17 protein-coding genes are annotated in these 25,792 nt (G+C 55.2%); 13 read left to right on the forward strand and 4 right to left on the reverse strand.

The genetic code is table 11. From position 1 onward, the window contains the following. Nucleotides 1-188 precede the first annotated feature (188 nt). On the forward strand, nt 189-1,778 hold the full coding sequence (locus OSC10802_RS0116130; RefSeq protein ID WP_017717808.1) for a B12-binding domain-containing radical SAM protein: 1,590 nt from the start codon (nt 189-191) through the stop codon (nt 1,776-1,778). Nucleotides 1,779-2,140: 362 nt separating this feature from the next. On the opposite strand, the gene glgP is transcribed toward OSC10802_RS0116130, so the two are convergent. Continuing rightward, nucleotides 2,141-4,807, reverse strand: coding sequence for an alpha-glucan family phosphorylase (gene glgP, locus OSC10802_RS0116135; RefSeq protein WP_017717809.1), 2,667 nt, complete (start codon nt 4,805-4,807; stop codon nt 2,141-2,143). A 163-nt stretch (nt 4,808-4,970) separates the two neighbouring features. Here glgP and OSC10802_RS0116140 point away from each other — a divergent pair, with 163 nt between their 5' ends. Next, nucleotides 4,971-5,300: a hypothetical protein gene (locus OSC10802_RS0116140; RefSeq protein WP_026098534.1), complete on the forward strand. Its 330-nt coding sequence runs from the start codon at nt 4,971-4,973 to the stop codon at nt 5,298-5,300. 163 nt (nt 5,301-5,463) lie between these two features. After that, nucleotides 5,464-6,708 carry a PAS domain-containing sensor histidine kinase gene (locus OSC10802_RS40420; protein ID WP_017717810.1) on the forward strand — a complete coding sequence of 415 codons (1,245 nt, stop codon included), beginning with the start codon at nt 5,464-5,466 and terminating at the stop codon, nt 6,706-6,708. Nucleotides 6,709-6,891: 183 nt separating this feature from the next. Here the strand turns inward: OSC10802_RS40420 and OSC10802_RS44430 are convergent, their stop codons facing one another. Then, nucleotides 6,892-12,222, reverse strand: a complete 5,331-nt coding sequence (locus OSC10802_RS44430) for a PAS domain S-box protein (protein ID WP_017717811.1) — start codon at nt 12,220-12,222, stop codon at nt 6,892-6,894. Between the two features lie 110 nt (nt 12,223-12,332). Here OSC10802_RS44430 and OSC10802_RS0116155 point away from each other — a divergent pair, with 110 nt between their 5' ends. From OSC10802_RS0116155 to OSC10802_RS55680, 3 genes are all read left to right on the forward strand, one after another. Then, complete coding sequence (locus tag OSC10802_RS0116155) at nt 12,333-12,737, forward strand: hypothetical protein (RefSeq protein WP_026098535.1); 405 nt, start codon at nt 12,333-12,335, stop codon at nt 12,735-12,737. 570 nt (nt 12,738-13,307) lie between these two features. Then, the gene (locus tag OSC10802_RS53020) at nt 13,308-15,704 is read left to right on the forward strand and encodes a protein kinase domain-containing protein (protein ID WP_017717815.1); all 2,397 of its coding nucleotides are present in this window, start codon (nt 13,308-13,310) and stop codon (nt 15,702-15,704) included. 22 nt (nt 15,705-15,726) lie between these two features. Beyond that, nucleotides 15,727-15,858: a hypothetical protein gene (locus tag OSC10802_RS55680; RefSeq protein WP_255349146.1), complete on the forward strand. Its 132-nt coding sequence runs from the start codon at nt 15,727-15,729 to the stop codon at nt 15,856-15,858. Here the strand turns inward: OSC10802_RS55680 and OSC10802_RS0116170 are convergent. Continuing rightward, nucleotides 15,826-16,878: an N-acetyltransferase DgcN family protein gene (locus tag OSC10802_RS0116170; RefSeq protein ID WP_017717816.1), complete on the reverse strand. Its 1,053-nt coding sequence runs from the start codon at nt 16,876-16,878 to the stop codon at nt 15,826-15,828. The genes OSC10802_RS55680 and OSC10802_RS0116170 overlap by 33 nt on opposite strands. A 116-nt stretch (nt 16,879-16,994) precedes the next feature. Beyond that, nucleotides 16,995-18,038, reverse strand: coding sequence for a dipeptide epimerase (locus OSC10802_RS0116175; RefSeq protein ID WP_017717817.1), 1,044 nt, complete (start codon nt 18,036-18,038; stop codon nt 16,995-16,997). Between the two features lie 255 nt (nt 18,039-18,293). On the opposite strand from OSC10802_RS0116175, the gene OSC10802_RS0116180 reads away from it, so the two are divergent. The 7 genes from OSC10802_RS0116180 (at nt 18,294) to OSC10802_RS0116205 (ending at nt 25,746) form a co-directional block, all read left to right on the forward strand. Next, nucleotides 18,294-18,524 carry a hypothetical protein gene (locus OSC10802_RS0116180; RefSeq protein WP_017717818.1) on the forward strand — a complete coding sequence of 77 codons (231 nt, stop codon included), beginning with the start codon at nt 18,294-18,296 and terminating at the stop codon, nt 18,522-18,524. Then, complete coding sequence (locus OSC10802_RS0116185) at nt 18,521-18,940, forward strand: PIN domain-containing protein (RefSeq protein ID WP_017717819.1); 420 nt, start codon at nt 18,521-18,523, stop codon at nt 18,938-18,940. The genes OSC10802_RS0116180 and OSC10802_RS0116185 overlap by 4 nt, the downstream gene beginning before the upstream one ends. Nucleotides 18,941-19,197: 257 nt before the next feature. Continuing rightward, nucleotides 19,198-21,384 carry a CHASE domain-containing protein gene (locus tag OSC10802_RS40435; protein ID WP_017717820.1) on the forward strand — a complete coding sequence of 729 codons (2,187 nt, stop codon included), beginning with the start codon at nt 19,198-19,200 and terminating at the stop codon, nt 21,382-21,384. 147 nt (nt 21,385-21,531) lie between these two features. After that, the gene (locus OSC10802_RS50055) at nt 21,532-21,876 is read left to right on the forward strand and encodes a hypothetical protein (RefSeq protein WP_155967898.1); all 345 of its coding nucleotides are present in this window, start codon (nt 21,532-21,534) and stop codon (nt 21,874-21,876) included. Nucleotides 21,877-21,908: 32 nt separating this feature from the next. Further along, nucleotides 21,909-22,973 carry a 3-deoxy-7-phosphoheptulonate synthase gene (locus tag OSC10802_RS0116195; protein WP_017717821.1) on the forward strand — a complete coding sequence of 355 codons (1,065 nt, stop codon included), beginning with the start codon at nt 21,909-21,911 and terminating at the stop codon, nt 22,971-22,973. 135 nt (nt 22,974-23,108) lie between these two features. Then, a complete protein-coding gene (locus OSC10802_RS0116200) occupies nt 23,109-24,230 on the forward strand; it encodes a serine hydrolase domain-containing protein (protein WP_017717822.1) in 1,122 nt (373 codons plus the stop codon). A gap of 739 nt (nt 24,231-24,969) precedes the next feature. Beyond that, entirely contained in the window at nt 24,970-25,746 is a 777-nt protein-coding gene (locus OSC10802_RS0116205; protein WP_026098536.1) for an ankyrin repeat domain-containing protein, read from the forward strand. Nucleotides 25,747-25,792 lie beyond the last annotated feature (46 nt).

Genomic DNA, 25,792 nt, shown 5'->3' on the forward strand with positions numbered 1-25,792 from the left:
ACACCTTCTGGCGTCAAAGCTCTCAACCGCCCAGCGGTATACCACAAAAGTAAGACAGCGGCACAAGGCATTTAATAAATCTCACTCAAGACAGAGGTTGTTCTGTCAAGCTCACCAGTAAGCTTTGGGGATAACTAAACCTCCCTTGAAGGCTTCTGACCGATAGAGTTACCTAGTTGAGATGATTGATGAAAGCGCTTTTAATTTGGCCAATTTTACCAAATTCCTTCTGGTCTTATCAACAGACCCTAGATCTCGCCGGCTTGCGCTCCACCAACCCACCCTTGGGTTTGATTACAGTAGCCGCCATGCTGCCGAGTGACTGGGAAATCCGGTTTGCGGACCGCAATGTGCGCCCTGAAACTGAGCCAGACTGGGCCTGGTGCGACCTGGTTATCCTCTCTGCCATGATCGTCCAAAAGGAGGATTTCCGGACGCTGATTCAAAAAGGAGTCGCCTCGGGGAAAAAAGTGGCCGTGGGCGGCCCCTTCCCCACTTCAGTGCCGGAGTTTGCCCTGCAAGCCGGTGCCCACTACCTGATTCTAGATGAAGGCGAATGCACTGTACCGATGTTTGTGGAGGCGCTGGAACGCGGCGAGGAACGCGGCATTTTCCGCTCTGCCGAGAAACCCGATGTCACCCAGACGCCGGTGCCCCGGTTCGACTTGCTGGATCTGGATGCCTACTATGCCATCACAGTGCAGTTTTCGCGGGGCTGCCCATTCCAGTGCGAGTTCTGCGACATTATCAACCTGTATGGGCGCAAGCCGCGCACCAAAACGCCAGAGCAGATGCTGCGGGAATTTGAAGTCCTCTATCAGATGGGCTGGCGGCGTTATGTGTTTGTGGTTGATGACAACTTCATTGGCAATAAACGGAATGCCAAAATATTCTTGCGGGCCCTCATACCCTGGATGGAGGAGCGCAACTATCCCTTCATCCTGATTACGGAAGCGTCACTGAATCTGGCAGAAGATGACGAAATGATAGACCTGCTGGTGAGAGCGGGGTTCACCACGATATTTATGGGGATTGAGACGCCCGACACTGACAGCTTGATGGTCGCTCACAAGGAACAGAATACCCGCCACTCACTCCAGGAGTCATGCCACAAAATTGTGCGGGCGGGGTTGCAAATTATGTCTGGCTTCATTATCGGCTTTGACGGTGAGCGTGCCGGTGCGGGAGAGCGCATACAGGAGTTTGTCGAAGCTACGGGCATCCCTCAGGCTCACCTGAGTTTGCTGCAGGCGCTGCACAATACGGCGATGTGGAAGCGCCTCAAGCAGGAGGGGCGTCTCATGGAAGGGATCGGCACCCATTTTACCTCTCAGAAGTCTTTGATGAATTTTGTGCCGGCACGCCCTATTGAAGAAATTGTCGGGGAATATATCAATGCTTTTTGGAACCTCTACGAGCCCCTGCCTTACCTGAAGCGCACTTTTCGCCACTTTACGATCATGGAGGGCCGGCGGCCCAAACCCCCCCGCTGGCTGACAGGGCGCGAGTTGGGTTTCGTCCTGGCAATCTGCTGGCGGCAGGGCGTAGTGCGCTCCACTCGTTTCCGGTTCTGGTGGCAGTTGCTAGCGATCGCACTGCGCAAACCCGGCGTGTTCTATGACTACTTTGTTACTTTGGGTGTGGGAGAGCACTTCTTTCAGTTGCGCCATGAGGTGAGAGAGGAGCTGCAAGCCCAACTCGCAGGGCTCAAGCTGGGGCTGCCGGCACAAGCAAACGAGCTGCCGGCAGCCCCATCCCAGACCTGTGTGACGGCCTAACAGTTCCTTTTCAGATGGACCAGACATAGAGATTGGCACCTCACTCAGGGTTTGAGCAACGTTTATGCCTGACCCAAATAGGAGGGGGACATAAACGTTATCTGCCGAAAGGATGTACTGCCAGACATCCCCTATCCCTTTTGACAGTTAAGTCTTCGGGATTAGTTCAAGTTGGAATTGGGATAGAGTCCCTATCTTTTATTGGGTTGTGAAGACGATAAGTCCGATCGTTCATCTGCATTCTAGTCAATCAGCGTCTGTTACTGCCTACTCTGTGAGGGAAGTTTTACAATACCAATTTTGGATTTTCCCAAATCCAAAATTGGTATGAAAGCCGGCAGCACCGGCACCCCAGCTCGCCGTTACGAGTGGGCCCACAGCACCAAACCGGGCTCGTAGGGGCTGCTCAGGTTCGGGTGGTTGGGCAGCACGCGCAGGGACAGACCCTGCAACCCGGAAGAGGTGTAGGCGATCGTAGCCGTGTAGATACTCAAGCCATTGAAATCTTGACCTTGGCAGTCCATCACCACCGGCACCCCATGAGTAATGTTCCCAGTGGCGTCCACCGCGCCTTGGTAGAGCTGCACCTGCACGTCAGAAGGAGTCAGCCCCGCCAAATTGAGGCGAGCCTTAACGGCAATATTTTGGTTGACGCGGACATCAGCCGGTTCAGAGATGTCAACATCTTCAATTTTGATGTCGTACCAGCGCTCAAACAGGCGCGTTTTCCACTGAGCGAGAGTTTTGGCGGCAGCGCAGCTATCCCCACTCATCGTGCGGTAGCGGTCGCTGGCGGGGAAATAAGCTCGCGTAGCGTATTCTCCCACCATGCGGGCGGTGTTGAAGCGGGGGCAGTTAATGCGGATGGCATCTTTCATCTTCGCCACCCACCGGCGGGGAAGCCCCTCCTCGTCCCGGTCGTAGAACAGGGGCACCACTTCCTGCTCCAGCAAATCGTACAGGGCGTTGGCTTCAACAGTGTCCTGATAGTTCTGGTCGTCGTACACTTCGCCGTGACCGATCGGCCAGCCGGTGCGGACGTAATCCGCCTCGTCCCACCAGCCATCGAGGATGCTGAGATTGAGCAGCCCATTCATGGAAGCTTTCATGCCGCTGGTGCCGGAAGCTTCGCGGGGCCGGCGGGGAGTGTTGAGCCACACGTCACAGCCTGACACCATCATCCGGGAGACGTTGATGTCGTAGTTGGGGATAAAGACAATGTTATGCCCCATGCCCTGCTCGCGAATAAAGTGAATAATCGCTCGGATGACTTCCTTGCCGGGAATGTCGTGGGGGTGGGCTTTGCCCGCAATTACAAACTGCACCGTGCGTTTTTTCGGCGTCGAGTGCAAGCCGCCCTTAATCCGGTCGGGATGGAGGTCGAGCAAAATCCGCTTAATTCGCTCAATATCGCGCAGGAATAGCGTCCCCCGCTTGTAGGTGGCGAACCGGCGGGCGAAGCCAATCGTCAGGACGCTCGGATCGAGGACTTCTTGGGCTTGGGCGATTTCGATAGGGGAAGCGCCGCGCTCGCGCAGGTATTTTTGCAGCCGGTCGCGGACAAACACCACTAGCTCCGACCGAGCGCGCTCGTGATTGCGCCACAGCTCATCGTCGGGAATGGCACTGATGCGCTCCCAGAGGGGATTGTCCGCCGGTGCCGACGCCCACTGCGGGCCCAGGTAGCGGTCGTAAATCTCCTGGGTTAATTTGGCGACGCAGCTGCGGGCGTGCACCCCATTGGTAATGGAAGTCACCGGCACTTCATTTTCCGGCAGGCCGGGCCACAGGTTCTGGAACAGCACCCGCGACACTTGCCCGTGCAGCTGGGCGACGCCGTTGACAAAGCTCGCCATTTTAATCGCCAGCGTAGCCATATTGAACGGCGACTGCAAATCGCCGGTGTTTTCCCGGCCCAGGGCCAGAAATTGCTCCCGCGACAAGCCGAAGATGTTCGCGTAGTACCCCAGGTAGTGCATGATTTTGTCCGGTGGGAACAGGTCGAACCCCGCCGGCACCGGCGTGTGAGTGGTGAACACGCTGCTGGCGGCCACCACCTGGCGGGCTTGCCCGAAGCTGAGGCCACTCTCTTGCATGAGCATGCGGATGCGCTCCAGGGTTAAAAATGCTGCGTGCCCCTCATTCATGTGATAGGCGGTGGGGGTCAGGCCCAGAGCCCTGAGCATCCGCACGCCGCCAATGCCGAGCATAATTTCTTGGTGGATGCGCATGTCCAAGTCACCGCCGTAAAGCTGGTCGGTGATGTCGTGGTCGTACTGGGATTTATTGGCCTCAATATTGGTGTCGAGCATGTACAGCGGCACCGTCCCCACTTGCACGCGCCAGACGCGGGCGTAGACAGTGCGCCCCGGATAGTCCACGGCAATCTGGAGCTCCGAGCCGTCGGGATTGCGCTCCAGGTGCAGGGGCATGTTGTAGAAGTCGTTAATCGGGTAGCGCTCCTGCTGCCAGCCATCGGCGTTCAGGTACTGGCTGAAATAGCCTTCCTGGTAGAGCAACCCGACGCCAACCAGAGGAATTCCCAAGTCGCTGGCGGATTTCAGGTGGTCGCCGGCGAGCACCCCCAAACCGCCGGAGTAAATCGGCAGGCAGTCCGTGAGCCCAAATTCAGCCGAGAAGTAAGCGTAGCAGTCGGAAGTCTGAGCGGGTTCAGTCCGGTCTGCGGAGTTCTCCGGGGAGTGTTCTGGGGTCAGCGCTGACTTCTGACCCCTGTGCTTGCGAAACCAGTTGCGCTCCATGAGGTAGCCGTCGAGCTGGCGGGAGGCTCGTTCCATTTGGGCGAGAAAGCCCTCATCTTCGGCCACTTCGTTGAGGCGCTGCTGAGAGATGGTTCCCAGCATCAGCACCGGGTTGTGGCGGCTCGATTCCCACAAGTCGCGGTCCAGGCGTCGGAATAGGTCTTTGGTTTCAACGTTCCAATCCCAGTGCAAATTGTAAGCGAGCTTGCGCAGGGGTTCAAGCTGCGCCGGCAGAGAAGGAGAAACGTTAAAGGTGCGAATTGGCTGCATTGGCAGATCCTTCTAGCGAATAGGGACTGTGGGCTTAAGAAACGGAGAAGGGAGTTGGGTAAAAGATATTTCTGACTTCTCAATCCTTCTCAGGCACCAGCCTGTAGCCCATTGTCTCTTCTGTTTTGGCAAAAGTCAGAACTCTTAATAGTTTTCCCAGATATTGGCAACCCTATCTGCAAAGACTCTGCTGGCGATTGGTTGCGCCACCCTTGTTTGCCGCCGCACCGCTGGATTCCCCCGCCGGCATCCGAGGTGCGGTCCCCCTTCCCGGGTGAGGGTTTTGGGTGAAGCGATCTTGCTGGCAACCGCCGCGCAGGCAGCCCGCCAGAGGCACGCCCCCTCTCCCCTATCATTCGGTCCCTACTATAATTTTAGCCTCCGGATTGAGGCGCAATCAACTCAGCAGCGCCTGTTTGTGGCACCTGACAGCCAGTCGCCCCAGCCGCTTGAGCCGGCGGCAACAGGGTGCCATCACCGCATCACAGGTTGATTCACTCCCACCCCCCCGACTTATTAAATTTATATAAAGTCTCAGGCAGCGGTGATTAAAGATGATTTAAAATTTTCAACCTTTAGAGAGTGAGAGCTAAAATTGTTATAAAGAACTTATACAAATTTAAACAAATATTAGCTTTAAGCAACAGGGGAGCGACATGCTGCAGGAAAGCCGGCAGAAGTTAGAGAGCGAGCAGCGATTTCGGGCGCTGATCGAAAACGGGACGGATCTGATTTTAATTCTGGACGCCGAGGGGATTTGCCGCTACGCCAGTCCATCGCAGGAGCGGATTTTAGGCTTGCCCCTCAGCGAGGCGATCGCGAAAAAAGCCTTTGAGCTGGTTCACCCGGAGGACCTGCCGCAGATTGCCGAGACGTTTCAGCAAGCGCTGCTTTCCCCGAGAGCGCACGTGCCGGTGGCCCAGTACCGGATGCGGCACCGCAATGGCTCTTGGTGTTTCTTTGAGGGCGTAATAACCAACCTGCTGGATCACCGAGCGGTGAGAGGGGTTGTGCTCAACTGCCACGAGATCACCCACCGCCTCCGTTCGGAAGCGGCCTTGCTTCAAGCTAAAATGGCAGCAGAAGCGGCCAACCGGGCCAAAAGCGCGTTTCTGGCCAATATCGGCCACGAATTGCGAACGCCACTGAGCGTAATTATCGGGTACAGCGACCTGCTCCTTGAAGAAGCCCAGGCGACCGGCGAAAAGGAGTGGGTGCGGGATTTGCAGCAAATTCGCTCCGCCGGCACACATCTGCTCACCCTGATCAACGATTTGCTGCAGATTGCCGAGCTGGAGGCAGGACAGATTGGCCTGCGGCTGGAGAAGTTCAACCTCTCCACCTTGATTGAAAATGTAGTGGCTACTATTTTACCGCAGGTCGAGAGAAATAGCAATACCTTGGAGGTGCGCTGCGCCGGCAATTTGGGCGTGATGCGCGCCGATCCGAAAAAAGTCCGGCAAATCCTGCTGCACTTGCTGGGAAACGCCGCCAAATTCACTGAGAACGGCAAGATTACCCTAGCGGTGAGCTTTGCGGATGCGGAGCTAGGGAGTGTGGTCGGTCTGCAGGGGGCTCCATCCTTCTCCCCGGATGGCGCTCTCCCCCGCACCCGCTCATCTTGGCTGAGTTTCACCGTCGCCGACACCGGCATCGGCATCCCCGCCGAGTATCTGCCGCACCTGTTCGAGGCGTTCACGCAAGGGTATGACTCTGGAGAGCGCATGTACGGCGGCACCGGCTTGGGATTGGCCATCACCCGCCGCCTGTGCGAGATGATGGGCGGCAAGATTGCCGTGCGCAGTGAGCCTGGAATTGGGTCTGGGTTTACAGTACACTTACCTGTAGATGTGCTGCAAAGCACCGCAACGGCAGCGATTGCCGAGGAGGATATTACCTGAGGGGTATGGGGATTTTGGATTTTAGATGCCCCGATTTTAGATTTTGGATGGGGGCATGGCGCATAGCGCATGGGGCATGGGGAAGATTTCTAGCAATGCCCACTGCCCACTGCCCACTGCCCACTGCCCACTGCCCACTGCCCACTGCCCACTGCCCACTGCCCCATACGCAATTCCCGCATCTCAGCCCCTCTTTAACTGAGAAATGGGAATAGAAATCACAAACGCAGCCCCCTGTCCGGGTGCGGAGGAGCACGCCAGCGCTCCCCCGTGTTTTTCCACCACAATCTGGTAGCTAATCGACAGCCCCAAGCCGGTGCCCTGACCGACCGGCTTCGTGGTAAAGAAGGGATCAAACAGCCGGCGGCGAACTTTCTCACTCATGCCCGGACCATTGTCGGCAATGCGGATTTCAACAAATTGGGGATTGGGCGCTGGGGGTTGGGCGCTGGGCGCTGGTAATTTGTCTTTTCTCCGATGCCCCATTCCCAATGCCCCATTCCCCACTGAGGTGCTAATCTCAATCGTGGGAATTGGGGATTGAGGATTCGGCGGGGTGTGCGGCTGTTCTTTCCCGCGCCCCGCCCCCGATGCCCGGTGGCCCTCTTCGAGGGCATCAATGGCATTGGAGAGAATGTTCATAAACACCTGATTCAGCTGACCGGCATAGCACTCCACTTTGGGCAGATTGCCGTAGTTTTTAATCACCGAGATCGCCGGATAGCCCAGTTTGGCTTTCAGCCGGTTTTGCAAAATCAGCAGCGTACTCTCAATGCCAGAGTGAATATCGACCGCCTTCATTTCAGCCTCGTCCAGCCGCGAGAAAGTGCGCAGGGAGAGCACAATTTCGCGGATGCGGTCGGCTCCCACTTTCATAGAAGACAGGAGTTTGGAGAGGTCTTGGCGCACGAAATCCAGATCGACAGTTGCCAATTCTGTCTGGATTGCCGGTGTGGGATGGGGGTATTCCTGCTGGTAGATTTCCAAAAGTCTCAGCAAGTCTTCGGCGTAGTCACTGGCATAGGTGATATTGCCGTAGATAAAATTAACCGGGTTGTTGATTTCGTGAGCGATACCGGCAACCAGCTGTCCGAGGCTCGACATTTTCTCGCTCTGGATCAGCTGAGCTTGAGTGCGCTGGAGTTCGTTCAGGGTGTGCTGGAGTTGCTTGGCTCGCTCTCGGGCGTCCTTCGCAGCGGCGCGGGTTTGCTCGTAGAGTCTGGCTTGGTCAATGGCGATAGCGAGTTGGTCTGTAACGGCTTGCAGCAGTTCCACTTCCGCCTCGCTCCAAGGGCGCAATCCCTGAGTGGAATGGCAGGCAATCATCCCAACCTCACCGCTTTGAGTCTGAATCAGCAGCACCACCGCTGAACTCACGCCTAGAGAAAGATAGAGATAGCTGATTCCCAGCTCATTGAGGGTGCTGGCACCAGTGGGGGGGTGGATTTGCCGCTCTAAGAACTGCAGCACCAGGGGGCTGAGGATCTCAACCGGAGAGGAGGCAATCAGGGTTGGTATCGAAGGATTCCTCGCCTCGTACACCACCTCCCAAACGGGCGGTTTGGCGTTATTGCGATACCAGCTGAAGCCGCACCAATCCACCTGCAAAAGATTGCGGATCTCCCGCACTGCAGTTTCCAGAATCGTGTTCAAATTTAAGGAGTTGCGGATGGCTCTGGCGAGCCGGTTGAGCAGCGCTTCCCGCTGCGCTTGCTGTCTCAGGGCTTGCTCCGATTGCCGCAAAGCCTCTTCCGCTCGCACGCGCTCAGTCATGTCGCGTGCGAAGCAAAAGATGAATCTGTCGCAGCCAATCTCGACAAAGTTGGTGCTGATTTCCAAGTTTACAATCTGCCCATCTTTCCGGCGGTGCTTGGTCTGGAAACGGTCAGAGCCGGTTTGGATGACGCGCTCTATGTGCCTTGCGGTTTCTTCAGCGGTTTCCTGCGCCTCAAGCTCGGTAATCTTCATGCCAAGCAGTTCCTCCCGCGAATATCCCACAACTGCGGAAAACGCGGGATTAACTTCCAGTATCTGCCCGTCAAGACGCAATTTGAAGAAACCGTCCAGCGCGGTTTGCAGAATCAGCTGATTCTGCTCAATTTGCTCTTGTAGCGCCTCCTCTGCCCGTTTGCGAGCGGTGATTTCAATGATAACCGCACCAATTCCAATAAAGCCACCCTCACCTGGCAGCGGGAAGTGAGAGGCAATCCAGTGTCGCAAACCCCCCGGATTTTGGGGCGTATAACTGCTAGTTTCCTGGTTGAGAGCGGGTTCTCCTGTCGCCAGCATCTGCCGGTACATTGGCTCTAAAATAGGTGCCAGATGCGGCAGCACTTCAGCCAGAGTTTTGCCCAAATGCTCTTCTACTGATGGCCCATTCATTTCTGCCAGGGTTTCGTTGATTTGCGCGAACCGCAGCTCCCGGTCGAGGATGGCCATGCCGGCGTTTGCCGCTTTGAAAAAGGCGTCAAAGCGAGCTTGCCGCAGAACCAACTCTCTCTCCAGCGCCTTGCGCTCCGTGATATCCTGCACCACACCCACTATACCGATGACGCTACCAAAACCGTCCCGCCAGCAGCTTTTCGTGACCAGTAACGTCTGGATTTCGCCCGCTACCAGCGCATCTTCCTCAAATCGCTGAGCTTCTCCCGATGTTATGATTTCGCGGTCTTTTTCCATGAGTTTGCGGGCAATTTCAGGCGGTAATATATCGGGGTCTTTTTTCCCAACCATTTCCCGCACAGACATTCTAGCCATCCTGGCAGCGGCAGGATTAACCATTACATAGCGCCCCTCACAGTCTTTGACAAAAATGCCATCAGCGGTGCTTTCTAGGACGGTGCGCAAGAGGTTGTAGCTGCGCTGTATTTCCGACTCTGCCTGCTGGCGCTCGGCGATTTCCTGTTGGAGTTGCTCATTTGCCCGGGAAAGTTCAGCAGTCCGCTCTGCCACTAGGTCTTCCAGGTGTTCTTGGTACTGCCGCAGCGCTTCTTCCGCTCGCTTGCGCTCGGTGATTTCAATCACGACTATACCGATGCTGGCCGGTTGGCCGTCCGGGTCCGGGAGGGGAAAGTAAGAGGCGATATAGTGCCGCTCCACACCGGGCTGTTTTGCTGTTGTGCCGCTGAGTTCAATGTTGTGAAACGCAACGCCTGCCGTCAGTATCCGCCGGAACATTGGCTCCAGCACTGACGCCATATCGGGCACGATTTCCCCCACCGTTTTGCCCAGATGGTCCGCCACAGACAGCCCGTTTATCTGGGCTAGCGCTTCGTTAATTTGCATGTAGCGCAGCCGGTCGTCTAGAATTGCTAGACCGGCGGGCGACGTGGTGAAAAAGGCGTCAAAGCGGGCTTGCCCCCTGGCTAATTCTTTTTCTAGCGCCTTGCGCGAGCTGATATCTTCGACCGCGCCAATCAAATATTGCGGCTCTCCCGCAGCGGAGCGCACCAGGGAGACGGTGAGGTGAACCCAGAGGTGGGAGCCATCTTTGCGGATGTAGCGCTTTTCTATCGAGTAGCGCTGAATCTTTCCAGCCAGCAGCTTGCGCACCCACTCCAGATCGGCATCCAAGTCATCCGGGTGGGTGATGTCTTGGAATGTCAGCGCCTGCAGTTCCTCACGGGTGTAACCCACAATCTCACAAAATCTTTGATTGACCAGCAGCCACCGGCTATCTTTAGCGCCCACATGGCAGATGCCAACGGCAGCTTGCTCGAAGGTGGAGCGGAATCGCTCCTCGCTTAAGCGCAGCGCTTCTTCGGCGGTGGCGCGTTCGGTTATGTCAATCCCCACCCCAAAGAAGAAGTCCACTTCACCGCTGCGTTTAAAGACTAACCGTCCGCGCCACTCGACGAACCTTTTTTGTCCGTCCTTGGTCAGCACGCAGTTGGCGTGAGTCACCGGCAGCCTCAGCCTCTTCAGGCGCTCGACTGTCTCGCCTAGCGCCGCGCGTTCCTCCCAGGGGACCAAAGTCTCCATGCAATCCCTGCCGGCTACTTCTTGTGGGGTGTAGCCCAGGGCGCTCAGCATGGCTGGATTCATCATCCGGATTTTCAGGCTGGCGTCCACTGTCACGATAAACGCTGGACAGGTTTCGATAATGGTTTTGTTGAAGTCCCTTTCTTTGATTAATGCTTCTTCAATGCGCTTGCGTTTTGTGATATCTTTGTGAGTGCCGGTCATCCTGAGGGGCTTGCCGGTTTCATCCCGCTCTACGACTTTGCCGCTTGCCTGAATCCACTGCCATTCCCCTGATTTTGTCCTGAATCTAAATTCGGCTTGGTAGGCTGGCGTGCGCCCTTCAAAATGATCGCTCAATACTTCCGTTACCTTTGGCATGTCGTCAGGATGTACCCGAATTATCCAACTATTGACATGTCCTTCCAGTTCGCCGGCCCTGTAGCCAATCATCTCCATAAACCGGGGGCTGAAATAAGTCTCTCCCGTGGCTACGTTCCAATCCCACAGCCCAACCTCAGATCCCTCTACGGCCAGCTGCAATCGCTTTTCGCTGACCCGCAATGCTTCTTCGGCTTGCTTGCGGTCGCTGATGTCTTCCACGCTCGACCAGATCAGCCGCTCTCCGTCTTTTTCGACTATCACCCCCTGGAGCCGCACCGGCACAAAATGCCCGTCTCTATGAATGTATTCTTTTTCATAAGGTCCATAGCGCCCCGTCTTTTCTAAACTCTCTAGCTGAATTTGTTCTTGCGCCAGGTATTTTTCTGGCGTAATTTCCCAGTAGGTCAGGTTGAGCGTTTCCTCTGCGGTTCGACCGAGAATGGCTGCAAAAGCCGGATTGACCTCAACCAGCTTCCCATTCAGCCGGCACAAGGCCAGACCGATGGGACATATCTCAAACAAATTGCGGTTGAATTGTTTGCTTTTCTTTCTGGGGTTCCCTGCGGATTTGCGCTTTCGCCCCTGGCTTTTCCCGGGCGGTTTAGCCTGTGTTAATTCCGCAGCACCGCGACTGCCGTCAGAATTGTCAAGATATCCTGACTCTTGCTGAGTGGCCAACTCTCCTGCCACCCTGACTTCAGTGATGTCCGCACAGGAGCCGGCGTACCCCAAAAACTGGCCATCTGGCAAAAACTGCGGGGTCGCTGTATCCAAAATCCAGCGGTATTCCCCACCGGCACTCCGCAGGCGATATTGCATCTGGAAGCGGCGGCGCTCGACAACCTCCCTGATATAATTGTTTAAACACCGCTGTCTGTCCTCGGGATGGATGCCTTCCAGCCAGCCCGAGCCCCGCTCTTGCTCCAGGGTCCGTCCGGTAAATTCCAGCCAGACTGCATTGAAGTAGTGCCGGTCAAGGCTGCTTTGGGCGTCAGGCGCTCCCACACCAGCCGGGATAGGTCCATTAACCGCGCCCAGCTCTGTACTGGCTACCCAAATCATTGCGGGAGCCGTATCTGCCATAATGCGAAGTCGCTCCTGGCTCTCGATCAGTGCTGCCTTTGTAGTTTTGCGCTTTGTGTTTTTGCCTTTTAGTCCTCGGGTAGCCACTTCTGGTTGCCTTTCTCGCTCTATTTTATTCCGATTCTACAATACTTTATGATTGAGATTTGTAGATTTAAATATATTTTAACATTTTCAACGCCCTTTCCCGAAAGGCGGTGGCGAAACACCCAGCCGCCGCGCCCTTGGCAGTGGCTTGCTGTAGCCGCAAGCACAGATTCAACGGAATTAAAACACCGCAGGTTGCCGGTGGGGCTAAAGCCCAACTACAAACTTTGGGGGAAAGCCCAACTACAAACTTTGGGGGAAAGCCCAACTACAAACTTTGGGGGAAAGCCCAACTACAAACTTTGGGGGAAAGCCCAACTACAAACGGTGCCGGTGGGACAGTGGCTGTTCCAATTCTAACCCGCCGGCGCAGGATCTTGCCAGCCGGCGAGCGCAAATTTCACCTTGACGGCGAGAATGGGCAGACAGTCGCAAGCGGCGAGCCGGTGGGTTGCTTCATGCCCTCCCCACCCGCTATTAATCCTGTAAAATTTTATCGCGCCGCCGCCCTTTAAAGGGACAGACTTTGCGACAGGTTGAGAGATTTTTTTTTGAATCGTAAATTGTTCCGCATGTTGGTTTAAAAGGGGATAAAATAGAAAAAGCCAGACGGCGGACCGGCATGGGCCGGTGGGGCCGACGCCCAACTACAAACGGTGGGGCCGACGCCCAACTACAAACGGCGTGCCGGCATTATTGGGGTGGGAGTCGGGAGACTGATGAGTTTTGGCATATCCTGTGTCTCGGCAGGCTTCGATTTATATAAAATCCGTGCAGAGAAACCCGGTTTCTTAAAGAAACCGGGTTTCTGGGTCGCACTTCACCCAACTGAAAACCGCTATAATTTTCTCCAGAATTTAAAAATTAATTAAACGGATATTCGCGCTTGTATTCCTTTGAGCCCCCAGGGGTGGCAGCAAGGAGTTCAAGCCAGTCCCGGGACGCTCAGCAGAGCCGCCGTATGGAGAACTCTGGTTTCCGGCACAGCGCTGCCGGACAGAGCGGGTGCCAGCTAGGCTCTCCTGTGACAGATGCAGGGTCAGCACTAGGGTGCTATCCCCAAGGGAGAGGCACCCAAAGCGCCGATGATCGCAAAGTGGGACGCTGGCAATACGGGGGAGTCCCAACAAGAAAAGCCGGCAGCCGGCAGGGGCGGTCAAGCAAGCCTTGCCATAAATGCGCCTAAAATTGAGGAAAGAGTGAGCCAGCAGGCACCGGCTAATAGCAACCGACAAGCAGAAAGGTCTGAGAGTGGTTTCATGAATGTCATTAATTGCGCAAACTGTGGCAAAGAAAATCCGGTGGAAAACCTTTTTTGTTCTAACTGTGGCAGCTCCTTGGCAGGATTGACCCCCAGTCAGGCAAGCCTGGAACCGCAACCGGCAGCCTCTACCGAGTTGCAAGCGGGGGCGCGGTTGCGGGACCGCTACATTATCGAGCGGCTGCTGGCTCAGGGGGGGTTTGGCAGAACGTACCTGGCAGAAGATACAGGTCGATTTAACGCCAAGGTGGCGATCAAAGAACTCAGCCCGGGACTGCAAGGAACCTACGCCCTCCAGAGAGCCGAGGAACTGTTTAAGCGAGAAGCGCAGACGCTCAACAAACTCGCACACCCGCAAATTCCCAAATTCTGGGAAATTTTTCGGGAAGGGACACGGCTGTTTTTAGTCCAAGACTTTGTGGAGGGCCAAACCTATTATGCCCTGCTGTACCAGCGCCAGGAGCAGGGGCAGAGCTTCAGCGAAGCGGAAATCCTGCAGCTGTTTCGCCAGCTCCTCCCGGTCCTGAGCTACCTGCACGGTCAGGGCGTCATCCACCGGGACATTTCCCCAGACAACATCATCCTGCGCTCGGCGGACAGCCAGCCGGTGCTGATTGACCTGGGCGCAGTCAAGGAAGTGGCCATCAATGTGGCCACACAGATAGCCGGTGCGCCAGCTGCCGGCACCTGCGTCGGTAAAGTTGGCTACGCCCCTGACGAGCAGCTGCGGATGGGAATCGTCGCGCCCCACAGCGATCTGTACGCCCTGGCCGTTACCGCCCTGGTGCTGATGACCGGCAAGAAAGATCCCCGGCAACTCCTAGATCCCAACACGCTGCAGTGGGTGTGGGACAAAGAGATCGACCCCAGCCCGAAGCTTGCCGAGGCGCTCACCCGCATGCTCGCCCCCAAGCCGCCTCAGCGCTTCCAATCGGCCATAGAAGTCCTGCACTTCCTGGAAGAGCAACCCCCCATTGCGCCGCCGCCGCGTTATGCGCCTGCGCCCGATGTGCCAGTGCCGCCCCGCCAACTCTGGCCCTTGGCAGCTGCCGGTCTGGGAGCCGCCGCCGCTGTTGGGCTGGCGCTGTTCCTTCTCAGCATCAAAAACCAAGGGCAATCTGGGGAGCCAAACCGAGAGCGGGCGTTTGGAGGGGACGGCACCTTAAATATCGGTGTTGTGACTACCCCCATAAATCCAAAAGAAAACTACCTGCCCCTGGCGGATTACTTGAAATCTGAGCTGGCAGCCAAGCTGGGTGAGGGGGTCAATATTGAGATTGAGGGCATTGAGGTTAGAGAAAAAGACTCCTTAAATGAGGCAAAAGATAGGATTATACACAAAAAATGGGATGTCATCTTCCCCTTATCCGCCCAGCTTTCAGTAGCCGCACAAGACAACAGCTATCTGTTCGCCGCCCGGATGTTTCCGAAACAGCCTCAAATCGAATCTGTTCTCTTTGTTCGCTCGGACAGCCCAATCCAGGGCTTAAATGATTTAACGCCTGAAAAAAGAGTTGCCTTAGGAGAATTCAGCAACACGCTTTCTTTTTACATGCCGGTATACGACCTGTACGGCAAAATTGTCCGGCTCGATATGGGGAACGCAATTCCTGACATCCTGAAGAAGGTGAAGTCGCGGCAGGCTGAGGTGGGAGTTAGTATTTACAGGTTTGTGCAAAACGACCCAGAGGTGCGGGTCATCGGGATAAGCAAATCCATTCCCGGTCCTGGAGTGTACCTGTCACCGGCTCTTTCCCTAAAAGAGCGGAATTTGGTCAAAGCCGTTTTGTTGCACGCCCCCTCGGAGATCCAAGACAAAGCCTTCTACGGGGAAGGGAAGGAAGTTGATTACACGCAGTTTAGAAAAATTATGGCCAGAGTGGAGGGGATTCTGGCCTGCGTTGATTTGAACCAAGACCCCGTGAGCTTTTTCTGTCGGAATTCCGCTGACAAGCCGGCCACTCAACCGGGGGAAATCCAAGGGCCAGCCAGCAATATTAAATTGCCCGACGCTAACACCATTCACCTCACTGTACAGGGACAGGACGGTCAAGCTTATCGCGTTGTTTTGCCCAGGGCGGTACTCAATCAAATTCCCAGTGCGCCGCCGCCATTCGCGCTCAACGGTAAAACGCTTAAGGTCACAGGTGTGGAGCCAAGACAATCTGCGGGAACGCTGGAGCTGGAAATTACCAAGCCCGAACAGCTGACCGTCAGATAATATAGCAATAGACAGCTCAGTAATGGACAAGGCATCTCACTTGCTAGTAGGTACAGGGACAGGCGGGACGCCTGTCCTACGTCCTAGTGAGACTGCCGGCACCGGCTCTCGCCGCCGGCGCTCACAGCCGGCTTTCCTCGGTGACCGCATCTAAGAGCAAATCAGCGCCAAAGCGCACGGGATCGGTGCAGGGGAGGCCGGTTTCCGCCCGGACTTGTGCGATCGCATCGCTCGCTGCCGGCCCGTCGAGGTGGTGAGTGTTGAGTGCGATCGCAGCCACCCGCGCCGGCTGCATCGCCCCGCCGGCACTGGCAACCGCCTCATACAGCTGAACCACCACCGGCAGGGGAGGGACCGGCACCTGGGGGTGATTGCGGATGTGGGTTTGACCGGCACGGTGCACCAGCACCAGATGAGTCGGCTGGGAGCCCCGCAGCAGGGGCAGAGTTGCGGTTGAGCCCGGATGCAGCAGGGAGCCCTGCCCCTCAATGTGCAGGATGTCCCGCTCGCGACCGAACTGCACCACCATTTGCTCGACCGCACCGGCAGCGAAGTCCACTCGCACGGCATCCAGGGCGATGCCGTCACCGGCAATCATCAGCCCCGCTTGTCCCGTGGCCAGAAACTTGGAGCGCAACCCCCGCCGCAGCGATGCCCTGTTCAATTCTAGACTGGCGGACATCTTGCCGATGGCCATATCGGTGCCCACCGTCAGCACGCGCCGGCAGCTGAGCTGGCGGGCTTTAGCGCCGCCAATGGCCAAGCGAGCTGGCTCTCGGCGCATGTCCCAGATCCACTGCCCCTCCCGCAGCAACTCGCGGAATTCCTCATCTTTTGCCAGGTGGGTGTGCAACCCGTTGGCCACAGATAGCCCAGCCGCCACGGCTTGCTTGACTTCCGCCAGCCACTCCGCCGGCAGCGCTCCGCCAGAGGGGGCGATGCCGATGGCCAGCACGTCCGGACTGTAAGCCAGCGCCCCCTCAACCGAGGCAACAATCGGAACTTGACGCGGAATTCCTGTTAGTTCTGGCAGCGACTCACCGGCACACTCCCGGTCAATGACTGCTACAATGGAAGCTTCGCTGTAGCGCAGGAGAGACAGGCCGGTTTTGCCAGAACTGCTGCGAATGCCTTCGTGCAGGAGAATAGCGACTCGATGTTCAGGTTTGAGCATAAAAACTGCAAAAAATTACCCGTTAATAATTCTAGAATTTCCCTCGTTCGCCTCGTTTCCCCTCGTTTCCTCTCGTTCCCAGGCTCTGCCTGGGAACGAGAATTTCAACGAGAATTTCAATTTTTAATGACTCCCAGTCCGGGGAAATCATTCGGCACCAAGCAGCCATTTTGCAGGGGGGCGCCGGCGAAGGGGTCGTCTGTCAAGTTGAGGTGACTGTCTAAATCCAGATAGTCTGCCAGGGGTGACAGGTGAGCCATTGCTGTATTGGCGATCGCGCTGTCAGAATAGCAACCAAACATCACTTGCAAGCCACAAGATCGCGCCGTGTGTATCGCCCGCATGGCTTCAGTTAATCCCCCAGCTTTCATCAGTTTGATGTTAATGCCATGCACGCGGTCTGCCAGCTGGGGAATGTCGCGGCTGGTGAAGCAGCTTTCATCGACGAAAAGGGGGAGGGGCGAGCGCTCTTTGAGTGCCGGCAAGTCTCGCTCTTGACCGGGGGGAAGCGGCTGCTCGACATATTTGACCCCCTGACCGGCAAGCCAGTCACACATTTTCACGGCATCATTTAGGCTCCAGCCGCCATTGGCATCGACGCTCAGCTGGGTGAGCGCCTTGCTTGCTGAGCGCACTGCTAATAGCATGGCTTTGTCGGCTTCAATGCCATCAGGACTGCCTAATTTTAGCTTCAAAAATTGCAATTTTGTCACTTGCGACCACTGCCGCACTCTCTCAGTGGCACCCTCTGGGGAATTAATTCCTATGGTGAGGGAAGTGGGGGTGATGCGGCGGCGATCTAACCCCCATATCTGCCAGAGGGGAAACCCCACTTTTTTGCCCAGCCAGTCGTGCAAGGCGGTATCGATGGCAGCGCGGGCCGCAGAGGGAGTGTTAAATTTTGTAAAAAGCCGCTCAATCTGCTGCCGGTCGTAGGGGCTGAACTTTTCGAGTGCCGGTGCGAGTTGCTGCAAGGCTTCTAGGAGGGTTGCGGTGGTTTGGGGGGTGCCGCCGGCAGCAAAGGGGGAGGCTTCTCCCCACCCTTCGATGCCGGTGTGTTCTATTCTCACCCAGATATTGGTGGTTTGGGCGGTGGTGCCGCGACTGATGGTGAGGGCAACGCGCTTGTGGACGGTAAAGGGTTCGATCCGGGTGTTCATGGTGGCTGTGGTAGGGGGCACTTTAGAAAATATAGCGGGCGATTGACCGTCTCACACCGTTTTTTCCGGGAAACCGGCGCTCCGGAGCGGCGGGGGGAGGCAGCTTGTCAGGCGGGCGCGTGCCGGTGTTGCGCAAGAAGCAACAAGGAAGAAAGGGCGAGCGCCCAAGCTTTAAAAAGGTAACCGCTTGACAGTCGCTCTGGAGATTTATATAATGGATACAGTTTCCTCACCCTGGTTTAGGGAATTGTAAGTATGTCTTTGCAAGAAGTGACAAAAGAAATCTACAAGTTATCGGTGATGGAGCGCTTGCAATTAGTGGACGCAATTGTCCGATCGCTGCAAGAGGAACTCAGGCCGCGCCCCGACCGGAAAGCAGCAATAGAGCGGATGCGCGGGCTAGCGAAAACCGATGCGCCACCCCCAACGGATGCCGAAGTTGAAGCTATGCTAGAAGAACGTTTGGTGGAGAAATACCTGCAATGAGAGTCTTAGTAGACACCAACATTATTCTGGATTTCCAGCTGGTGCGAGAGCCTTTTATCAGGGAGGCCGATGCCTTATTTCAGGCTATGCAATCAGATCGGATTGTCGGCTATGTTACAGCCACAACCGTAACTGATATCTTCTATATTGTCAGGAGGGAAACCCGGAGTCTTGAGCGTGCTAGACAAGCCGTCTCAACCACACTAGAAGCAATGGAAGTCTGTCCTGTGAGCGGCCCGATTTTGGATCGAGCCTTCGCCTCTAATTTGAGGGATTTTGAAGATGCCGTCCAGCTAGCTTGTGCGGTGGCCGAAAATCTGGATGCGATTGTCACCCGCAACCCTCAAGATTTCACCGGCTCTCCTCTGGCAATTCTATCAGTCGCCGAGTTATTAGAGCGTTTGGGAGAGCCTTGAAATAGGCGCTGGCGCTGCTGAGTGGCGCGACAGCTGCGAGCGCTTTTGGGCGGTGTTTGAGGCCCACCGGCAAGTGCTGGACAGCCGGCAGTCCAAATCCAGTCGCAAAACCATTAATTTATTTTAAGATTTAGGGCCGGTTGATTCCTACAGGCTGGCTAGTCTACAATAATAAAAAAATATAGGTATTTATTCAGCGATCGCACCCATTTTAGCTAGACTGATAGAAGAGGGTTTTTTTAGGGAAAAAAGCTGATATGATTGGGACTGCCTGGTACAAGCGATTTCAGTCAGCGCTCAGGATGGGTTCTGTATCCCCCTACCTCCCTGTGGCACTATCAATCTGTGTGGGCAGCGGACTGTCCCTGGTGGCGTCCGCAATTGTCTGGAAGTGGGAACTGGAAAGCCTGCAGGCAGAATTCCAGCGGCAGGCTGATAACCTGGCCACAACTCTGGAGCGCAAGATAGACGAGTATTTGCAAATTCCCCGCTCGCTAGGCACTTTTTACGACGCCTCCCCGGCTGAGCTGAATCGGCAAAGCGTCAGGGAGCTTTCCCAGCTGTTCCTGTCTCGCTATCCCGGGATTTTTTCAATGGGTTTTACAAAACGGGTGAGAGGCGAAGAGCGAGAAGCCTACGAGGAAAGGATTAAGGGAGAGGGCTTCCCAAATTTTAGCATTCTCGAACGAGGTCCGAAAGGAAAGTTGGTTCCGGCCAAAGAGCGCCCGGAATATTTCGCAATTACCTACATCGAGCCGCTGGAGAAGCGGAAGATGATATTGGGTTACGATGTCACGGTGGAACCGGAGCGCAAAGCAGCAATGGAGAAAGCGCGCGACACAGGAGAAATGGCCGTGACTGAACGGGTGATTGTGGCTTCTGGGGAAGCCGCCTTTCTACTTTACAGGCCAATTTACCGCAAAGGCAGCCCAAAAGACACCCTGACAGATCGCCGCGAGTCCTTTGAGGGGTATGCCTTCAGCGTTTTCGCACTTACAGATGTGATGAAATACTCTCTGAAAGGGCTGAAAACGGGGCACATTGACTTTTACCTTTTTGATGAATCTGCTCCTGCCACCAATCGCTTTTTGGTCTTTTACGATTCTAGCATGCAGCAGGTCATAGAAGACTCAAAGCAAAAGAAATCGGCTGATTTTGCCGCTAGCGGGCTGCTCTGCAGGAATCCAACGGCTTGCACGCACACCTTCAAAGTTGCAGACCGGCAGTGGTCACTTGTGACTGTGCCTACGCCGGCGTTTACAGGTCTGAAAATTTACTGGAGAGCCGGCTCCACACTGGCAATCGGGTTACTCCTGACCGGCTCTATCGCCGCTTACCTGTTGATTTCGCTGCGCCACACTAGCGGAGTGGAAAAACTTGTACACGAACGCACCGAGCAAGCCGAAAAGCTGAGTAAAACTCTGCGCGAACTGCAGGAAACCCAGGTTCAGCTGATTCAAAGTGAAAAAATGTCGAGCCTGGGGCAGTTAGTGGCGGGAATCGCCCATGAAATCAACAACCCCGTCAACTTTATCTACGGAAATATCACTCACGCAAATAGGTACACTGGCAAATTGCTCGAACACCTCCGCCTCTACCAGCAGGAACACTCCCACCCTTCTGCGGAGATTGAGGAACACGCCGAGGACATAGATTTAGCCTTCCTGAACGAGGATCTGCCCAAAATACTGTCCTCCATGAAAATGGGGGCGGAACGCATCCGGGAGATTGTGCTGTCGCTGCGCAACTTCTCGCGCCTGGATGAAGCCGAGATGAAATCCGTGGATCTCCATGAAGGCATCGACAGCACGTTGCTGATTTTGCAAAATCGCCTGAAAGCGAAGTCGGGGAAGCAGCTTGATATTCGGGTGGTTAAGGAGTACGGCAATTTGCCTAATGTGGAGTGCTACGCGGGACAGATCAATCAAGTGTTTATGAATATTCTCAGCAATGCCATAGATGCTTTGGAAATCGGGCAGGGGGCATCGGACGTCGAGAATGGGAAAAATGCCCCACGCTCTGCGCCCAATCAGCAATGGCCAACCATTTGGATTCGCACCTCAGTGGCGAATGGGGTATTGGGAATGGGGGATTGGGGAGAAGAAAAATTCCCCCTGCCCAATGCCGGCTGCCCAATGCCCACTCCCCACTGCCTAAGGCCCAATTGCTATGTTCGTATTGCCATTGCTGATACTGGTCCGGGCATCCCGGAGGCGCTGCGCTTGCGGATATTTGACCCCTTTTTTACCACCAAGCCGGTGGGCAAAGGGACGGGGCTGGGACTGTCCATCAGCTATCAAATTGTAGTTGACAAACACGGCGGCAAGTTGGAGTGTGTTTCCACCCCCGGAAAGGGAACAGAGTTCTTGATTGAAATTCCCGTGCGCCAAAGTTGCAGGGGGTCTGCCGGTCGGACAAAGCTGGAGCAGACCGGCTGCCGGTGACAGGCGAGCGCTTGACATCTCAATAAGCTGCCGCCTAGAATAAATAGCACGTTATTTAAGTCAGAACGCTGGAGTTATAATTCAGAAAAGTTTCATAATTCCAATTTCAAAACTGGCGGGGGTTACTCGCTGGCGGGAGCGCCGGTAATGGCAGTGCTGCGATCTCCGGCATCCGGATCGCCGGCTCTCTTTCCTTTTCCGCCTGCTTCCCCCGCCCTTTCTGCCGGTTGCGCTCGCCGGCAGGATGGACTACAATCTAGTGAAAGCTTCCTCGTGCCAGCTTTGGGAGCTACAGCATCGCCGGCAGATGAAGTTCACCCCTTGCAAAATTCGCCGGTTTCTGCTAGAGAAGGTTTGCGGCGCGAGCACCGGCACCCCTCAGGCGTCGCGTGTGGCGCTCAGAACCCGGCACCCAACCCCACCCCCGCGTGCGGGGAGGGGGCTAGGATCTGTCGGGCTGGCGCACCAAGGATAAGCGAATTTTTGCGGTAGAATAGGAAAACACCAATCAGGAAACCTGCTTCATGGAAACAAAACTCTTTGACGCTCACATTCAAAAGTCCCAGGTTTTACTTACGCCGGCTGAAATCAAAGAAAAATTGCCTTTAACAGACTTGGCAGAGAAAAACGTTTTGAAATCCCGGAATGAACTAGAAGATATCCTCGACCGCAAAGACTCCCGAACCTTCATCGTTGTTGGCCCTTGCTCCATACACGACATCGCAGCGGCTGAAGAGTACGCCGCTAAATTAAAGGAACTTGCGGATAAAGTTAGGGATAAGTTTTTGATAATAATGAGAGTTTACTTTGAGAAGCCAAGGACAACCGTGGGCTGGAAGGGATTAATTAACGACCCGGATATGGACGACTCTTTTAACATAGGAAAGGGGCTATTAATCGCCAGGAGCTTGCTGTTAAAAATCGCAGAAATGGGACTGCCGGCGGCGACAGAAGCCCTCGACCCTATAGTGCCCCAGTACATTGGCGAACTGATTTCATGGTCGGCGATAGGAGCGCGCACCACCGAATCGCAAACTCACCGGGAAATGGCCAGCGGGCTGTCCATGCCGGTGGGCTTTAAAAATGGCACAGATGGCAATATAGAGGTGGCTGTAAATGCCATGAAATCAGCGAAAGAACCTCACAATTTTTTAGGGATTAACCTAGGGGGACAGGTCAGCATATTTCAAACCAAAGGCAATGCCTACGGGCACATTATCTTGCGCGGGGGTGGCGGTCAGCCTAATTACGATGCGGCGACGGTAAAAAAAGTGGAAGAAAAACTAAAAGCCGCAAATTTGCCCCCGAATGTAGTCATCGACTGCAGCCACGGAAATTCCAACAAAGACTACAAGCGCCAGAGCGCCGTATTTGAAGATGCCATCGAGCAAATAGCGGCGGGGGACACATCTATCGTAGGGTTGATGCTGGAATCTAATTTGTGTGAGGGCAACCAACCCCTGACCAGGGAGGGACAGACGGAATTAAAATATGGCGTTTCCGTGACCGATCCCTGTATTGGCTGGGAGGAAACCGAAAAAATTATTTTGGCGGCTTGGGAAAAACTCAGCAACCAAACCAATTCTTGAGTTCCTGTGGCCAGAAAGGCCAGAAACTGGGTTTCTTGAAGAAACCCGGTTTCTTCCCCCCAGTTGCTATTTTATCACGATTCGGTCAAAAATGTTTGAATTAGGAGATCGAACAGCTATTCAGGATTTACATCCATGCCCAAACGCATTTCTCGCCGGCAGTTCCTCAAACACAGTCAAGCGGCTATTCTGGGTCTTTCCGCTTTCAGCGCTGCTAGCTTGGGGCGAAATTCTCAAGCTTCCGGACAGTGGAAACCCAGCGCCGGTCCAGAAAAACTGATTGCTAGCCTTGAAAGCCGAATCCCTCAACTGATGGGAGACGCCGGCATTCCTGGCGCTGGGGTGGCGGCGGTGAGAGACGGCGAGATTTTCTGGAGTCGGGGTTTCGGCGTCAAAAATGCAGATACTGGAGCGCCGGTGAGCGCGGATACTGTATTTGCCGCCGCTTCCCTCAGCAAGCCGGTTTTTGCCTGCGCGGTTCTCAAAATGTGCGAGCGGGGGGAACTCAACCTCGACACGCCCTTAACGCGATATACCGATAAACCTTACATTTCCGACCCCAGAATCGAACAAATTACGGCGCGGATGGTGCTGTCTCACACCACAGGATTCCCCAACTGGAGCGGGGACGACCCGGTATGGATAGACTTCACCCCCGGAACCCGATTTAGCTATTCTAGCGAAGGTTTTCTCTATTTGCAAACCGTTGTGGAGCGCCTGACTGGAGAGCCGCTAAATGATTACATGACTCGCAATGTCTTCACGCCTCTCGGCATGAACAGCAGCAGCTATGTCTGGAAGCCGGCCTACCAATTCTCAGCGGCAAACGGTCACGACCGCCAGGGCAACCCAGACCCTCTGAGCAAACCGAAAGAGGCAAATTCTGCCGGCAGCTTGCGCACAACCGCCGCCGACTACGCTAAATTCCTGCTCGCCATGATTGAGCCGGCTTCCCGTGACCCTTTTCGGCTCAGTGAAGAAAGCTTGAATAACATGCTGCGACAGAATATTCAAATTAGTCAGTCCCTTGGCTGGGGGCTGGGCTGGGGATTGGAACACACCGGCTCGGGCGATTTCTTCTGGCACTGGGGGGACAGCACCATTTTCAAAAGTTTCACCCTGGGGTCTCGAAGTCTCAAAACCGGCATCGTCATCTTGACCAACAGCCAAAATGGACTGCAAATCGGCGAAGATATTGTCGGCATGGCAGTGGGGGGCAAGCATCCCGCATTTTCTTTTTCTATGATACAATACTAACAGGAAAGCGTCCTGCTTTTGCAGATAAATACTGGCGATTAGAAAGAAGCTGTTAGCGAATTGGTGAGGGTTAGACCTCTGGCTAGTTCCTCGGCGATTAGCCCAGCTTCCTGGCGATTGGAAATCGCGGCTATACAAACAAAGCCCGCCTGCGCGGGCTAAGAGTAGAGCGAGACTCTTAATATCTGCGCGTTTTTTTTTCCAGGAAAGACAAGGAAAGGGGGGACTTTGGCTCCCAGAAAGCTCCCCTCCCCGTTAACGGGGAGGGGTTGGGGGTGGGGTAAAACCCCCTATTAATTCGCCAACAGCTTCTTATAAATCGCAGCTACACAAACAAAACCCGCCTGCGCGGGTTTTTTAGATGCTGCGCTTTTTGAGCGAAAGTAGGTGTGGCAAGCCCTGTGCTAGAATACAAAAACGGGACGATCCCTACCTAGAACTCTTGCTTCAGAGTCTCAAGACTCGCTGGCAGCAGGGACTTCTCGGCGGGAGCGCCCCTACGTAAAATCCCCTAGCCTGCTGGGAGTTTGGGGAGTTCAGTCCCCACTGCAAACTGATTTTTGCGAGAAGTCTATTCTGCCGGCACCCGACAGCGCAGAGCGAGAAGTGGAGAGAGTCCGTCAGGGACAGCTTTGGCGAACTTGGGCGAGAGCGCCCCGGTTTCCGGCGCTCGGAAATTGAGGCGTGGCGAGAGTTTCTGGAAACGGAGGTGAGAGAAGGTGTTGGCGGAAACATTTTTATGGCGTTTGTTAGAAGTATCCTAGATAGTAGGGGGCGCGGCGACGCACCTTTGTGCTCTGAGGTGAGGAAGATGGATTTATTTGAGGCAAGCCAAGTTGGGGATATTGCCAAGGTTCGGGAACGGATTGAGGCGGGAGTGGATGTGAATGCCAGAGACAATTTTGGCAGGACCCCACTGATGCAAGCAGCGCGAGATGGACGCGCCGAGATTGTGCGAGTCCTGATCGCCGCTGGGGCGGATGTGAGTGCGTTTGACAGCTGCGAGGTCACGGCGCTAATGAAGGCGGTTGCGGCTTATAAGGCGGACAGCGAAACAGTGCGAGTTCTCATCGAAGCCGGCGCAGATGTCAATGCCAAGGACGAAAATGGCAAAACTGCCTTGCTTTATGCGGCTGAGCGGGGTCATGCGGATGTGGTGCGAACGCTGATAGATGCCGGCGCGGATGTGAGTGCCAAAGCTGAAAAAATGGCAGTGGGGTGGAACAGAACCGCCTTAATGTATGCTGCGTTACAGGGTCACACCGAGGTTGTGCGGGCGCTGATCGCCGCCAGCGCGGATGTGAATGCCAAAAACTCGCGCGGCGAAACAGCTCTCCTGTGGGCTGCGGCGGAAGGTCACGAGGAGATTGTCCGGCTTTTAATCGCTGCTGGGGCGGATGTGAATGCCAAAAATTCGGACGGCGAGACAGCGGTTTCAGTTGCGGCAATTGAGGACTGCACCGAAACCGTCCAGCTTCTCTGCCAAGCCGGCGCAGATGGGTGTCCCATTGGCTGAAGCCGAACACCGGAACATTTTTGTTACCCTGACTCGCTATTGAATA

This window comes from Kamptonema formosum PCC 10802, assembly GCF_000332335.1.
Taxonomy (GTDB): domain Bacteria; phylum Cyanobacteriota; class Cyanobacteriia; order Cyanobacteriales; family Oscillatoriaceae; genus Oscillatoria.

What these genes read in the sequence shown, in the direction of transcription:
- OSC10802_RS0116130 (WP_017717808.1), top strand. Translation starts at nt 189, where the DNA reads ATGAAAGCGCTTTTAATTTGGCCAATTTTACCAAATTCCTTCTGGTCT.
- glgP (WP_017717809.1), bottom strand. Translation starts at nt 4,807, where the DNA reads ATGCAGCCAATTCGCACCTTTAACGTTTCTCCTTCTCTGCCGGCGCAG.
- OSC10802_RS40420 (WP_017717810.1), top strand. Translation starts at nt 5,464, where the DNA reads ATGCTGCAGGAAAGCCGGCAGAAGTTAGAGAGCGAGCAGCGATTTCGG.
- OSC10802_RS53020 (WP_017717815.1), top strand. Translation starts at nt 13,308, where the DNA reads ATGATCGCAAAGTGGGACGCTGGCAATACGGGGGAGTCCCAACAAGAA.
- OSC10802_RS55680 (WP_255349146.1), top strand. Translation starts at nt 15,727, where the DNA reads ATGGACAAGGCATCTCACTTGCTAGTAGGTACAGGGACAGGCGGGACG.
- OSC10802_RS0116170 (WP_017717816.1), bottom strand. Translation starts at nt 16,878, where the DNA reads ATGCTCAAACCTGAACATCGAGTCGCTATTCTCCTGCACGAAGGCATT.
- OSC10802_RS0116175 (WP_017717817.1), bottom strand. Translation starts at nt 18,038, where the DNA reads ATGAACACCCGGATCGAACCCTTTACCGTCCACAAGCGCGTTGCCCTC.
- OSC10802_RS0116180 (WP_017717818.1), top strand. Translation starts at nt 18,294, where the DNA reads ATGTCTTTGCAAGAAGTGACAAAAGAAATCTACAAGTTATCGGTGATG.
- OSC10802_RS0116185 (WP_017717819.1), top strand. Translation starts at nt 18,521, where the DNA reads ATGAGAGTCTTAGTAGACACCAACATTATTCTGGATTTCCAGCTGGTG.
- OSC10802_RS40435 (WP_017717820.1), top strand. Translation starts at nt 19,198, where the DNA reads ATGATTGGGACTGCCTGGTACAAGCGATTTCAGTCAGCGCTCAGGATG.
- OSC10802_RS50055 (WP_155967898.1), top strand. Translation starts at nt 21,532, where the DNA reads ATGGCAGTGCTGCGATCTCCGGCATCCGGATCGCCGGCTCTCTTTCCT.
- OSC10802_RS0116195 (WP_017717821.1), top strand. Translation starts at nt 21,909, where the DNA reads ATGGAAACAAAACTCTTTGACGCTCACATTCAAAAGTCCCAGGTTTTA.
- OSC10802_RS0116200 (WP_017717822.1), top strand. Translation starts at nt 23,109, where the DNA reads ATGCCCAAACGCATTTCTCGCCGGCAGTTCCTCAAACACAGTCAAGCG.
- OSC10802_RS0116205 (WP_026098536.1), top strand. Translation starts at nt 24,970, where the DNA reads ATGGCGTTTGTTAGAAGTATCCTAGATAGTAGGGGGCGCGGCGACGCA.